The 13,502-nt window shown below is 73.7% G+C and carries 11 protein-coding genes; 4 read left to right on the top strand and 7 right to left on the bottom strand.

Annotated features, from left to right (window positions below):
• Positions 1-12: 12 nt before the first annotated feature.
• A complete protein-coding gene (gene tkt, locus QSK03_RS01220) occupies positions 13-2,154 on the bottom strand; it encodes a transketolase (RefSeq protein ID WP_502872106.1) in 2,142 nt (713 codons plus the stop codon).
• A gap of 405 nt (positions 2,155-2,559) precedes the next feature.
• On the opposite strand from tkt, the gene QSK03_RS01215 reads away from it, so the two are divergent.
• Positions 2,560-3,495: a heme o synthase gene (locus QSK03_RS01215; protein WP_285648134.1), complete on the top strand. Its 936-nt coding sequence runs from the start codon at positions 2,560-2,562 to the stop codon at positions 3,493-3,495.
• Here the strand turns inward: QSK03_RS01215 and QSK03_RS01210 are convergent.
• The 6 genes from QSK03_RS01210 to mptB all read right to left on the bottom strand — a co-directional run bounded on the left by QSK03_RS01210 (position 3,492) and on the right by mptB (position 9,866).
• Positions 3,492-4,448 carry a hypothetical protein gene (locus tag QSK03_RS01210; RefSeq protein WP_285648133.1) on the bottom strand — a complete coding sequence of 319 codons (957 nt, stop codon included), beginning with the start codon at positions 4,446-4,448 and terminating at the stop codon, positions 3,492-3,494. The two genes, QSK03_RS01215 and QSK03_RS01210, sit on opposite strands and share 4 nt — an antisense overlap.
• Before the next feature lie 170 nt (positions 4,449-4,618).
• The gene (locus tag QSK03_RS01205; protein ID WP_285648132.1) at positions 4,619-5,584 is read right to left on the bottom strand and encodes a quinone oxidoreductase family protein; all 966 of its coding nucleotides are present in this window, start codon (positions 5,582-5,584) and stop codon (positions 4,619-4,621) included.
• 1 nt (position 5,585) lies between these two features.
• The gene (locus QSK03_RS01200) at positions 5,586-6,557 is read right to left on the bottom strand and encodes a COX15/CtaA family protein (protein ID WP_285648131.1); all 972 of its coding nucleotides are present in this window, start codon (positions 6,555-6,557) and stop codon (positions 5,586-5,588) included.
• Positions 6,558-6,587: 30 nt separating this feature from the next.
• On the bottom strand, positions 6,588-7,361 hold the full coding sequence (locus tag QSK03_RS01195) for an ABC transporter permease (RefSeq protein ID WP_285648130.1): 774 nt from the start codon (positions 7,359-7,361) through the stop codon (positions 6,588-6,590).
• On the bottom strand, positions 7,358-8,287 hold the full coding sequence (locus tag QSK03_RS01190) for an ABC transporter ATP-binding protein (protein ID WP_285648129.1): 930 nt from the start codon (positions 8,285-8,287) through the stop codon (positions 7,358-7,360). The genes QSK03_RS01195 and QSK03_RS01190 overlap by 4 nt, the downstream gene beginning before the upstream one ends.
• A gap of 10 nt (positions 8,288-8,297) precedes the next feature.
• Positions 8,298-9,866 carry a polyprenol phosphomannose-dependent alpha 1,6 mannosyltransferase MptB gene (mptB, locus tag QSK03_RS01185; RefSeq protein WP_285648128.1) on the bottom strand — a complete coding sequence of 523 codons (1,569 nt, stop codon included), beginning with the start codon at positions 9,864-9,866 and terminating at the stop codon, positions 8,298-8,300.
• A gap of 214 nt (positions 9,867-10,080) precedes the next feature.
• Between mptB and QSK03_RS01180 the strand changes: the two genes are divergently transcribed.
• From QSK03_RS01180 to sufD, 3 genes are read left to right on the top strand one after another with little or no spacing between them, the layout of a single operon-like run.
• Positions 10,081-10,788 (top strand): helix-turn-helix transcriptional regulator, encoded by a 708-nt coding sequence (locus QSK03_RS01180; protein WP_285648127.1) that lies wholly within the window; start codon positions 10,081-10,083, stop codon positions 10,786-10,788.
• Entirely contained in the window at positions 10,785-12,239 is a 1,455-nt protein-coding gene (sufB, locus tag QSK03_RS01175) for a Fe-S cluster assembly protein SufB (RefSeq protein WP_285648126.1), read from the top strand. The genes QSK03_RS01180 and sufB overlap by 4 nt, the downstream gene beginning before the upstream one ends.
• Positions 12,236-13,495, top strand: coding sequence for a Fe-S cluster assembly protein SufD (gene sufD, locus QSK03_RS01170; RefSeq protein WP_285648125.1), 1,260 nt, complete (start codon positions 12,236-12,238; stop codon positions 13,493-13,495). The genes sufB and sufD overlap by 4 nt, the downstream gene beginning before the upstream one ends.
• The last annotated feature ends 7 nt before the right edge of the window (positions 13,496-13,502 follow it).

Genomic DNA, 13,502 nt, shown 5'->3' with positions numbered 1-13,502 from the left:
CCTCCTCGGAACTCAGGCGGAGTGCTCGGCGGCGCGGGCGAGCGAACGGCGTCCGGCCTCCACCACGTGCTCGCTGGTGAAGCCGAACTGCTGGAACAGCGTCTTGTAGTCGGCGCTGGCGCCGAAGTGCTCGATCGAGACGCACTCGCCGTCGTCGCCGACGAACTGGTGCCAGGTCAGGGCCACGGCGGCCTCGACGGAGACCCGGGCCTTGACCTCGGGCGGGAGCACGTGGCGGGTGTACGAGCGGTCCTGCGCCTGGAACCACTCGACGCACGGCATGCTCACCACCCGGGTGGGAACGCCCTCGGCCTCGAAGACCTTCCGGGCCTCCACCGCGAGCTGCACCTCCGAGCCGGTGGCGATGAGGATCAGCTGCGGCTGCCCGCCGGTGGCGTCCTGGAGGACGTAGCCGCCGCGGGCGACGCCGTCGGTGTCGGTGCCCTCGAGGATCGGCAGGTTCTGCCGCGTGAGGGCGAGGCCGGCCGGGCCGGTCGGGTTGTCGAGGACGTGGCGGACGCACGCGGCGGTCTCGTTGGCGTCCGCGGGCCGCACGATCGACAGGCCGGGCACCGCGCGCAGCGAGGCCAGCTGCTCGATCGGCTGGTGGGTGGGCCCGTCCTCGCCGAGACCGATCGAGTCGTGGGTCCAGATGTAGGTGGTCGGCAGCTTCATCAGCGCCGCGAGCCGGACCGCGGGCCGCATGTAGTCGGAGAAGATCAGGAACGTGCCGCCGTAGACGCGGGTGCCGCCGTGCAGCGCGATCCCGTTGAGGATCGAGCCCATCGCGTGCTCGCGGACGCCGAAGTGCAGCGTGCGGCCGTACGGGCTCATCTGGCCCCACATGGTCGTGGAGACCGTCGACGGGCCGAACGAGTCCGCGCCCTTGATCGTCGTGTTGTTGCTCTCCGCGAGGTCGGCCGACCCGCCCCACAGCTCGGGGAGCACGGGGCCGATCTCGCCGAGGATCTTCTGCAGCGCCTTGCGGGTCGCGACGGCGTCGCCGCCGACCTCCCAGGTCGGCAGCTTGTCGTGCCACCCGTCGGGGAGCTGGCGACGGGCCATGCGCTCCAGGAGCGCGCGACGCTCGGGGTTGGCCGCCGCCCAGTCGGCGAACTGCTTGTCCCACTGCTCGTGCTCGGCCTTGCCGCGCTCGCCGACCGATCGCGCGTGCGCGAGCACGTCCTGGTCGATGTGGAAGTGGACGTCCGGGTCGAAGCCGAGGGCTTCCTTGACCTTCCGGACCTCGTCCTCGCCGAGCGCGGCGCCGTGCGCGGCGCCGGTGTTCATCTTGTCCGGCGCCGGATAGCCGATGATCGTGCGCAGGGCGATGAAGCTGGGGCGCCCGGTCTCGGCCTTGGCGTTGGCCAGCGCCTCACGGATGCCGACGACGTTCTCGCCGCCGCGCACCACCTGGGTGTGCCAGCCGTAGGCCTCGTAGCGCTTCACCACGTCCTCGGAGAGGGCGACGGTGGTGTCGTCCTCGATCGAGATGTGGTTGTCGTCGTAGATCACCACGAGGTTGCCGAGCTGCTGGCGGCCGGCGATCGAGCTCGCCTCGGCCGTCACGCCCTCCTCGATGTCGCCGTCGGAGGCGACGACGTAGACGAAGTGGTCGAACGGGCTCTCGCCCCGCGGGGCGTCGGGGTCGAACAGCCCGCGCTCGCGCCGGGCGGCCATCGCCATGCCCACGGCGGACGCGAGGCCCTGGCCCAGCGGGCCGGTGGTGATCTCGACCCCGGGGGTGTGGCTGTACTCGGGGTGGCCCGGCGTCGCCGAGTCCCAGGTGCGCAGCTCCTCGAGATCGCGCATCTCGAGGCCGTAGCCGGCGAGGAACAGCTGCAGGTAGAGCGTCAGGCTCGAGTGCCCACAGGACAGCACGAAGCGGTCGCGGCCCTGCCAGCCCGGGTCGGAGGGGTCGTGGCGCATCGTGTGCTGGAAGAGCGTGTACGCCAGCGGCGCGAGCGACATCGCCGTGCCGGGGTGGCCGTTGCCGACCTTCTGCACCGCGTCGGCCGCGAGCACGCGGATGGTGTCGACCGCCTTCTGGTCGAGGTCCGACCAGTCGTCGGGTCGGTGGGGGGTCAGCAGCGCCTGGATCTCGTCGGGGTCCTCGCTCGCGGGCTGCGTGCTGCTCACATCGGTGGCGGTCACGAACGCTGCCTTCCTTCGTGTCTCGGACGCCGTGAGCGCGAGGCCACGACGCGTCTCTCCTCCTGCCCGGGTGCCGGTGTCACCCGGCCCGGGCGATGCTCCCACGGGATCGATTCCGGTCCCGCCGGACCTGCGCTGATCCTCGGGCATCGCGTGCCCCGACGGATACCCTCCGGCCCCATCAGGGACACCGGCCACCTATCATCCTCGCGTCGTTCGGCGGACCGTCCGCGTCGTGCCGTCGGGGTGTCACCCGGCCGTGACGTGGCGGACACCGCACCACCCGGAGGACGCCCCCCGCGCGCGGGCGGGGCCGCGAGGGTGCAGACTTCGCCGACGACAGCGTGTAGGAGACGCCGTTCCCGACCGAAGCAGTTCCAGCCACCACAGCGAGGTGCCACTTCAGTGAGCACGGCGGTCGGCCCGGTCCCCGCGACGCGGCGGGGCGGTCTCCTCGCCACCCTGCGGGCCTACCTGGCGCTGACCAAGGCGCGGATCATCGAGCAGCTGCTCGTGGTCACGGTGCCGGCGATGATGCTCGCCCAGCGGTCGGTCCCGTCCCTGTGGCTGGTGCTCGCGGTCCTCGTCGGCGGTGCCGGCGCTGCGGCGAGCGCCCACGCGCTGAACTGCGTCGTCGACGCGGACATCGACGCGAAGATGGCCCGCACCAGCAAGCGCCCGCTGGCCCGCGACGCCGTCCCGCGCTCGCACGCCCTGGTGTTCGGGCTCGTGCTGGGGGCCGCCTCCGCCGTCTGGCTCGGGCTGACGGCGAACTGGGTCGCGGCCGGTCTCGCCGTCGCCGCGATCGCGTTCTACATCCTCGTCTACACCCTGCTGCTCAAGCGGCGGACCTCCCAGAACATCGTCTGGGGCGGCGCCGCGGGCTGCATGCCGGTGGTGATCGGCTGGGCCGCGGTGACGGGCAACGTCGGCTGGCCCGCCCTCGTCCTCTTCGCGATCATCTTCTTCTGGACGCCGCCGCACTTCTGGGCGCTCGCGATGCGCTACCGCGACGACTACGCCGCCGCCGGCATCCCGATGCTCCCCGTCGTCGCCTCCCCCCGGCGGGTGAGCCGCCAGATCGTCGCCTACTCGTGGGCGATGGTGGCGTGGTCGGCGCTGCTGATCCCCGCGACGTCATGGATCTACCTCGGCGCCGCGGCCCTCGGCGGCACTTGGTTCCTCGTCGCCGCCCACCGCCTCGACGCCGCCGTGAAGCGCGACGAGGTCGTGCAGTCGATGCGCCTGTTCCACCTCTCGAACACCTACCTGACGGGCCTCTTCGTCGCCGTCGCCGTGGACTCCGCGTTCGGGTGGCCGGCCCTCGGCTGGCCGTTCTAGTCCCAGACCTTCGGACGCGTCGGTCGGCGCGGGTACCGCCCGCGGAGGTTCGGCAGGTCCCGCCATCGCAGCCGGTCGACGCGCACCAGGAACGTGACGACGTCCGCCACCACCTCGGCGACGGGCTGCTCACCCTGGCGGCCGAGCGACGCCACCTCCCAGCCGTGCGCGAGCATCTCCTCGGCGCACAGGCGGGCCTGGGCGGGGTGGCGGTCGAGGAGCACGCCGCTGCAGGTGTCGGGCCACCCGAGGTCGAGCGCGCCGACGGTCCGACCGCTCGCGGTGTGCGTCACGAGCGCGTCGACGGACGGGGCCGGTAGCCGGGCGAGCAGGACGCCGAGACGCACCCGCGTGCGCCGCGGGGTGTCGCTGCGCGGGTCCATGAGCGCTGCGGTCGCCCGCACCCTCGCCATACCCCGCTCGCGGGCATGCCGGTCGGCCAGCGCGACGACGTCGATGGGCGTGATGCCGGTGCGGCGGGCCAGGGCGTCGGCGACGACCACGGCCTCGAGCGTCGGCACCCGCCGGGCGACCTCGAGCACCGTGCGCGCCGGCGAGGTGAGCCGCAGGACATCGCCGTCGGCACCGTCCCGCCAGGTGACGACCTCGTCGTCGGCGAGCTCGGCGCGCCGGACATCGAAGCTTCCTCGCCCGCGAACCCCGGCGCCGGGAACGAGCACCTCGGTCGTGCCGAGATCCTCGGGAAGCGTGGCGTCGACGTCGGCGACGGCCGTCCCGGCGCCCCAGAGCACCGCGGCGGCCAGCCCCGTCACGGCGCCGTCGGGATGGCGCAGCATCGCGGCACGCGCCAACGTCACCTGGTCCACGGGCACGCCGGCCGTCACGTACACGTCATGGCCCAGGGGGACGAATCGGGGCCCGCGCAGCTGTCCCTTGGTGATCTCACCGCGGGTGATCGCCGCCGACCCACGGAACGGTCGATCGAGGTCCATGCCGGGTTCGACGCCGCCCGAGCCCGGCTGGTTCCGGCCCCTGCGGTGCTCGCCAGTTCGATCTCGCGAGAGTGTCAGGGGTGCAGTGCAACCACGTCACTCTCGTGAGATCGAGATGGAGAGCTGCCCGGACCGACTCAGCTCGGGAGGCCGGCTCCACCTCGAAGCGCTCAGGGCAGCAGCAGGAGCTTCCCCGTCGTGCGCCGGGACTGGAGGTCGCGCTGGGCGTCCGCGGCGGCGTCGAGGGGGTAGCGGCCCCCGATGCGCACCGACAGGTCTCCCGCGGCCACGGCCGAGAACACCGCACCGGCGCGCGCGGCCAGTTCCGACGGAGTGCGCACGTGCCACGCGAGGGAGGGCCGCGTGAGGTACACGGAGCCGGCGCTGTTGAGGCGCTGGGGGTCGACGGGGGGCACGGGGCCGCTGGCGGCGCCGTAGAGCGCCAGCACGCCGCGCACGCGCAGGCTCGCCAGCGACGCGTCGAACGTCGACGCGCCGACGCCGTCGTACACGACCGCGACGCCCCCGCCGTCGGTCAGCGCCCGCACCCGCTCGGCCAGGTCGTCCCCGTAGCGCAGCGTCTCGTGGGCGCCGGCCTCGCGGGCCAGCGCGTCCTTCTCCTCCGAGGAGGTCGTGGCGATGATGCGGGCGCCCTTCGCGCGCAGCATCTGGCACAGCAGCAGTCCCATCCCGCCGGCGGCGGCGTGCACGAGCACGTCCTCGCCCGCGGCGACGGGGTGGGTGTCGTGGACGAGGTAGTGCGCGGTCATGCCCTGCAGCGAGACGGCGGTCGCGGTCTCGAGGTCGATCGTGTCGGGGACGACGACCAGCTCCGCGGCGGGTGCGACGACGAGCGTCGCGTAGCTGCCGAGCACGTTCGTCCACGCGACGCGATCGCCGGGCGCGACGGTCGTGACACCCGGGCCCACCGCGCGCACCGTCCCGGCGCCCTCGAGCCCGGGTACGAGGGGGAGCGGGGCGGGGTAGATGCCCTCGCGGAAGTAGGTGTCGATGAAGTTGACGCCCACGGCGGCGAGCTCCACGAGGACCTGCCCCTCGCCCGGCTCGGGATCGGGCAGGTCGACGGGCTCGAGGACCTCGGGTCCGCCGTGGCGGGGGATGCGGACGGCGTGCACGTCAGTACCTCCCGGCCAGCGCGGGGGCGGGCACCTCGCCGGGCGTCGACGCCACGGGGTCGGGCTCCGCCGTCGCCGCCCACAGCCAGGCCGCCGCGGCCACGGTGACGGCGGCGCCGAGCACGTGGAACGCGACCAGCACCTCCGGGACACCGAGTGCGTACTGGATCCCGCCGAGCGCCCCCTGGGCCAGGGTCACCACGACGAGGACCCGCAGCCGCACGATCACCGCTCGCGGCACCGTCACCGCGTGCGCCAGGAACCCGACGCCGACGAGCAGGCCGAGGAAGGCGAAGAGCAGGTGCGCGTGGGCGGTCGCCAGCGAGGGGAGCGGGACGGCGGCGAGGCGCGGGGTGGCCGCGTCGCCGCCGTGCGGGCCGGCCGCGGTGACGAGGGTGCCCGCGACGACGAGGGCGACCAGCACGACCGACGTGACGGCGAGCAGCCCGCGCAGCGCGTGCGGGACGGCGGGGCGCCACGGCGTGCCGGGCGGGGCGGCCATCGCGGCGGGGGAGGACTCGCGCACGAGCAGCACGGCGAGCCAGATCAGCGGGATCGTGACGAGGAAATGCGGGGCGACCGTGTACCAGGCGAGCCCCGCGAGCACGGTGATCCCGCCGATGACGGCCTGCGCGACCACCCCGAGGGGCATGGTCGCCGCGAGCCACACGAGCCGGCGACGGTGCGGACGCACGTTCAGCGCGGCGAGCAGGCAGGCCCCGGTGATGACGACGAGGGCGATCCCGAGCAGGCGGTTGCCGAACTCGACCCACTGGTGCAGCACGGCGACCTCGGGGTGCGGGACCGGGACGAGGCTGCCGGGGAAGCACTGCGGCCAGGTCGGGCAGCCGAGCCCGGACCCGGTCACGCGCACCACGGCGCCCGTCACGGCGATCCCGGCCTGCCCGACGACGGCGGCCATCGCCAGGCCGCGCATCAGCCGGGGCGGGGTGGCGGGGAGACGCTCCAGCACGCCGCCGATCCTACGACGGGCCGTAGGGGATCAGCTCCAGCGCACGGTGCGGGTGGCGACCGCCCCGGCGACCAGCGCCCACAGCAGCAGGACGACGAGCTGGCCGGGCGTCGGCCCGCCCCCGAGCAGCGTGGCGCGCAGCCCCTCCGCGAGCGCGCCCGAGGGCAGGAGGACGACGACGGCCGCGAGCGGGCCGGGCAGCGCGGCCGCGGGCACGAGGACCCCGCCGGCGAAGAGCAGCACGAACCAGACGATGTTGGCGACGGCCAGCACCAGCTCCGCGCGCAGGCTCCCGCCGAGCAGCACGCCGACCGCGCCGAACGCCGCCGTGCCGAGCACCACGAGCAGCAGCACGGCCCCGAGCGAGCCCGGGTCGGGCCGCCAGCCGAGCGCGAGCGCCACCGCGCCGAGCACCACGAGCTGGACCAGCACCACCGCGGCCATCCCGCCGAGCCGGCCGAGGACGATGAGCCACCGGGGGATCGCGGTCGCCGCGAGCCGGCGCATCACGCCGTACCGGCGGTCGAAGCCGAGGGAGATCGCCTGGCTCGTGAACGCCGTCGACATCACCGCGAGCGCCAGGACCGTGCCGAGCGCCGCCGCCGGCCGCGGCTCCGGGAGCGGCACCACGCGCAGCAGCGACAGGCCGACGAGCAGCGCCAGCGGGATGATCAGCGTCAGCAGCACCTGCTCGCCCTGGCGCAGCGCGAGCCGGGTCTCGAGCCCGACCTGCGTGGCGAGCATCCGTCCCAGCGGGCCGCGCCCGGGTGCGGGGGTGAAGGTGCCGGCCTCGAACGACGTCATGATCGCAGCTCCCGCCCCGTGAGCTCGAGGAACACGTCCTCGAGACTGCGGCGCGCCACGCGCAGGTCGTCGGCCAGCACGCCCTGGCGCGCGCACCACGACGTCACCGTCGAGAGGACCTGCGGGTCGATGGCGCCCTCCACGAGGTAGCTGCCGGCCGTCGGTTCCGAGGCCGTGCAGCCCTCGGGCAGGGCGGCGGCGAGCAGGTGCAGGTCCATGCCCGCGGCCGCCCGGAACCGCAGCTCGCGGTCGGCGCCCGCCGCCGTGAGCTCGTCCGGGCTGCCCTCGGCGACCACGCGGCCGTGGTCGACGATCACGATGTGGTCGGCGAGCGTCTCGGCCTCCTGCATGAGGTGGGTGGTCAGCAGCACCGCGACCCCGTCGGCGCGCAACGCCCGCACGAGGTCCCAGACGAGGCGGCGGCCCTGCGGGTCGAGGCTCGCGGTGGGTTCGTCGAGGAACACCAGCTCGGGGCGTCCGACGACGGCGCACGCGAGGGCGAGCCGCTGCTGCTGGCCCACCGACAGCCGCTTGTAGGGCTTCCGGGCGCAGGAGGTGAGCCCGAGGGTGTCGACGAGCCAGTCGGGGTCGAGCGGGTCGGCCGCGCAGGAGGCGACCAGGCCGACCATCTCCCGGACCCGCACGCCGGGGTAGGCGCCGCCGCCCTGGAGCATCACGCCGACGCGGGCCCGCAGGGAGTCCGGGGCGCCGGCGGGGTCGACGCCGAGCACCCGCACCTCGCCCTCGTCGCGGTCGCGCAGCCCCTCGCACACCTCGACGGTGGTGGTCTTGCCGGCGCCGTTGGGCCCGAGCAGGGCGAGCACGGAGCCGGGGTCGAGCGACAGGTCGAGGCCGTTCACGGCCGCCTGGCCCCCGTAGCGCACGACGAGGCCGCGCGCCTCCAGCGCCCCCGCCTGTCCCGACACGCCCGCCAGCCTAGGTGGCGGTCTCAACGGGTCGAGCTCCGCTCCGCTCCGTCTCCGGAGTCCGCGGCACGCGCCCGTGCACGGCCCACAGCGGGACCAGGGCGAGCAGCGCCGCGGCGGTGATCGCCATGGGCAGCTGGTAGGTGCGGAACGAGAAGTCCGCCCCCGTGGGCGGCACGAGCAGCGCCACGATCGCGCAGACGGCGACCGCGAACCCGCGGATGCGGGGGTTGCGCACCGAGGCGGCCAGCGGCACCACGGCCCACAGCAGGTACCAGGGGTGCAGCACGGGCCCGGCGAGGAACACGGCGCCGAAGCCGTAGCCCATGCCCGCCACGGCGTGCAGGCGTCCGTTCAGCACCATGACCACGAGGATCACGCAGACGATGCCGGCCACCCCGAGGCCCGCGGCGCGGGTGAGGTCGAGCACCGCGTCGGTGTGGTCGCCCAGGCCGAGGATCCCGCCGAGCCAGCCGCCCAGCACCCCGAGGTCCGTGGTGACCGAGAGCCAGCTGCGCAGGAGGTTGGGCACGGCGAGCGCCGGAATCCACCCGAAGCCCAGCCCGCTGCCGACCGAGACGGCCGCGACCATCCCGAGCCCGATCCCGGCGCACCCCGCGCCGTAGCGGATCAGCCGCGCGTAGCCGCCGCCGCGCTGGTGCGCGACGTAGGCGGCGAGGAAACCCAGGGCGACGACCGCGGGGATCTTCCCGGAGGCGCCGAGCCCGATGAGCATCGCGCCGAGCACCCACGAGCGCCGCATGCCGATCTCCATGCCGGCGAGGACGACCCCGAGCATGATCGCGTCGTTGTGGATGCCGCTGACCAGGTGGAACAGCACGAGCGGGCTGATCGCGAGCCACAGCGCGGCGATCGGCTCGACGCCGGCGCGGCGGGCGAGGTGGGGCACCGCCCAGATGACGAGGCCGAGCGCCGCCAGCGCGAGCGCCCGGTGCAGGTAGACGCCGAGGACGATGTCGTCCCCGGCGATCCCGGTGATCAGCCGCCCGAACGTCAGGAAGCCCGGGCCGTACGGCGACGGCGTCGTGCGCCAGATCGTCGGGATGCTCGCGACCAGCGGGTCGGACAGCCCCAGGGCCTGCGCCGCGCCGTAGACGTAGGGGTCGAACCCGCGGGAGACGACCTCGGCCTGCGAGAGGTAGCCGTAGACGTCGGTGGAGAACAGCGGCGGCGCGACGGCCAGCGGCGCCATCCACATGACGAGGATGCGCGTGAGCTGGCGGACCGAGAGCCGCACGCGGCCCGGCCACGCGAGCCGCCCGAGCCAGAGCCAGGCGAGCACGAGCATGCCCATGCCGATGTAGGCGAGCGTGAGCGACACCGTCGGCATCCGGCCCCAGAGCCCGAGGACCCGCGTGCCGAGCAGGGGGTTGTAGGCGGGCGCGGGCGTGGCGCCGCAGCCGAGCGCGCCGACGGCCATGAGCAGCGAGCCGGTGGTGCCGAAGCGGCGCACCGTGCGCAGGCGGCGGCGCTCGTCGGGCGTCGGCGGGGGCGGCGTCGCCCCGGGGGGCGTCACCGCGACCGCGTCCGCTCGCGGGGCCTGCGCCGTCCCGGTCACGGGTCGGGACGATACCGAGGCGCACCGACGCCCCCGTCGCCGTACCCGGTGCCGGGCCGGGACTCCGGGCGGTGCGATCAGGTGAGGTGACCCTTCGTGAGGGCGATCACCATCCCGATCCGGGGGCCCGCTTTGCCCGTCGTCGAGAAATACGCAAGACTGGTGTTGTCAAAAAGAAGGTTCCCCTAAGACGAGCGCTCAGGAGGTGAGGACCATGGTCGCTGCCGACGGGCACGACGGCCGCACGCGGGACCTCATCGTCCGGCGGCTCCTCGAGCACGGCCCGACCACGGCGATGGACCTCGCCGGGATGCTGGGCCTGTCGGGGGCCGCGGTGCGCCGCCACATCGACGCCCTCGTCGCCGACGGCACCGTCTCCACCCGCGACGCACCCCGCGCCGCCGGGCGGGGGCGCGGCCGACCGGCCCGCGAGCACCTGCTCACCGAGCAGGGCCGCCGCCGGGCGGGTGCGGGTGAGGACGACGTCGCCGGGCTGGCCGTGGCGGCGCTGCGCGAGCTGTCCGACGTGGTGGGGGAGGACGCGGTCCGCGCGTTCGCCCGCCGCCGCGTGCTGGGCATGCTCGCCGAGGACGGCGACCGGATCGGCACGCACGCCGACCGGTCGGCCCGGGTCGAGGCGCTCGCGGGCGCCCTGTCCCGGGAGGGCTATGCGGCCTCCACGCGCGCCACCTCGGCGGGCGAGGCCCTGTGCCAGCACCACTGCCCGGTGGCCGGCGTGGCCGCCGAGTTCCCACAGCTGTGCGAGGCGGAGACCGAGGTCTTCGCCGAGCTCCTGGGCACCCACGTCCAGCGGCTGTCCACGATCGCGCGGGGCGACGCCGCGTGCACCACCCACGTGCCCCGACAGCCGGGACCGCAGGACCCCACCACCACCGACGTCAAGGGAAGGCAGGTCGTATGACCACCTCCGCGGAGCGGACCACCCCCGCCGCCCCGAGCACCGAGCTCACCCAGGAGGAGACCCTCGCGTCGCTCGGGCAGTACCAGTTCGGATGGCACGACAGCGACGTCGCCGGGGCGAGCGCGCAGCGCGGCCTGAACGAGGCGGTCGTGCGCGACATCTCGGAGAAGAAGAGCGAGCCGGACTGGATGCTCCAGTCGCGGCTCAAGGCGCTGAACACCTTCGAGAAGAAGCCGATGCCGCAGTGGGGCTCCGACCTCTCGGGCATCGACTTCGACAACATCAAGTACTTCGTGCGCTCCACGGAGAAGCAGGCCGCCACCTGGGACGACCTCCCCGAGGACATCAAGGCGACCTACGACAAGCTCGGGATCCCCGAGGCCGAGAAGGACCGCCTGGTCGCCGGCGTCGCGGCGCAGTACGAGTCCGAGGTCGTCTACCACCAGATCCGCGAGGACCTGGAGGCGCAGGGCGTCATCTTCATGGACACCGACACCGGTCTCCGTGAGCACCCGGAGCTGTTCGAGGAGTACTTCGGCTCGGTGATCCCGGCCGGCGACAACAAGTTCTCCGCGCTGAACTCCGCGGTCTGGTCCGGCGGCTCGTTCATCTACGTGCCCAAGGGCGTCCACGTCGACATCCCGCTGCAGGCCTACTTCCGGATCAACACCGAGAACATGGGCCAGTTCGAGCGGACGCTGATCATCGTCGACGAGGACGCGTACGTGCACTACGTCGAGGGCTGCACGGCGCCGATCTACTCGTCGGACTCCCTGCACTCCGCGGTCGTCGAGATCGTCGTGAAGAAGGGCGGCCGCTGCCGCTACACGACCATCCAGAACTGGTCGAACAACGTCTACAACCTGGTCACCAAGCGCGCCAAGGCCGACGAGGGCGCGACGATGGAGTGGGTCGACGGCAACATCGGCTCCAAGGTGACCATGAAGTACCCGGCCGTCTGGCTCACCGGGCCGCACGCCAAGGGCGAGGTGCTCTCGGTGGCGTTCTCCGGCGAGGGCCAGCACCAGGACGCGGGCGCCAAGATGGTGCACCTCGCGCCGCACACGTCGTCGACGATCATCTCGAAGTCGGTGGCACGCGGCGGCGGGCGCACCTCGTACCGCGGACTCGTGCGCGTCAACAAGGGCGCGCACCACTCCCGGTCGACGGTGAAGTGCGACGCGCTGCTGGTCGACACGATCAGCCGCAGCGACACCTACCCGTACGTCGACGTCCGCGAGGACGACGTGACGATGGGCCACGAGGCGACCGTCTCGAAGGTCAGCGAGGACCAGCTCTTCTACCTGATGTCCCGCGGCCTCACCGAGGACGAGGCCATGGCGATGATCGTGCGCGGGTTCGTCGAGCCCATCGCGCGCGAGCTGCCCATGGAGTATGCGCTCGAGCTCAACCGCCTGATCGAGCTGCAGATGGAGGGCGCTGTCGGATGAGTGAGCCCGTGGCTCAGTCCGGGGGCGGCGTGATCGACGCCCCCGACGCCCCGGTCCTCGACGTGGACCCGGGCATCAAGACGGCCTTGTCGCCGAAGATTGCTCCCTGGGAGGAGCGGCACACCTCGTACGACGTCGAGGCCTTCGAGGTCCCGCGCGGGCGCGAGGAGCAGTGGCGCTTCACGCCGCTGCGCCGCCTGCGCGGGCTCCACGACGGCTCGGCGTCGGCCACCGGGCGGGTCGAGGTCGCGGTGCGCACCGGATTCGGTGACAGCGCCGACGACCTGACCGGGTCCGGCACCCGCCACGAGGTCGTCGGGCGCGACGACGCACGCCTCGGCGACGGCGGCATCCCCGCCGACCGTGTCGCGGCGCAGGCGTGGTCGGCGTTCCCGTCGGCCCACGTGGTGTCGGTGAACGAGGCGCGCTCCGACGATGCGCCGCTCACGGTCACGATCACCGGGCCCGGCGAGGGCCAGGTGGCGTTCGCCCACCTGCAGCTGCGCCTCGAGCACCACGCCGAGGCCGTGGTGGTGCTCGACCACCGCGGGTCGGGCACCGTGGCGGCGAACACCGAGCTCGTCGTCGCCGACGGCGCGAAGCTCGAGGTCGTCGAGGTGCACGACTGGGCCGACGACGCGGTGTACGTCGGCGCCCAGCACCTCTCGGTCGGGCGCGACGCGACGATCCGGCACACCTCGGTGACCCTCGGCGGCGACCTCGTGCGCCTCTCGCCGGTCATCAACTACCGGGCGCCCGGCGGCGACGTCGAGCTCGACGGGCTGTACTTCGCCGACGGCGGGCAGCACTTCGAGCAGCGACTGCTCGCCGACCACTCGGTGGCGAACTGCCGCTCGCGCGTCATGTACAAGGGCGCGCTGCAGGGCGAGGAGGGCGGGACGGCGGCCCACACCGTCTGGATCGGCGACGTCCTGATCCGCAAGGCGGCCGAGGGCACCGACACCTACGAGCTCAACCGCAACCTGCTGCTCACCGACAACGCCCGCGCCGACTCGGTGCCGAACCTCGAGATCGAGACGGGCGAGATCGTCGGCGCCGGCCACGCGAGCGCGACCGGAAGGTTCGACGACGAGCAGCTGTTCTACCTGATGGCCCGCGGGATCCCCGAGGCCGCGGCGCGCCGGCTCGTGGTCCGCGGGTTCTTCGGCGAGGTCATCCAGAAGATCCGCGTCCCCGCGCTGCGCGACCGGCTCGAGGCGGCCATCGAGGCCGAGCTCGAGGCCATCGGTTCCTGATCACCAC

Origin of the sequence: Actinomycetospora sp. NBRC 106375, assembly GCF_030269665.1 — a bacterium.
Lineage (GTDB): Bacteria > Actinomycetota > Actinomycetes > Mycobacteriales > Pseudonocardiaceae > Actinomycetospora.
Note: the sequence above shows the minus strand (reverse complement) of the source record. Positions and strands in the feature narration are given on the sequence as shown.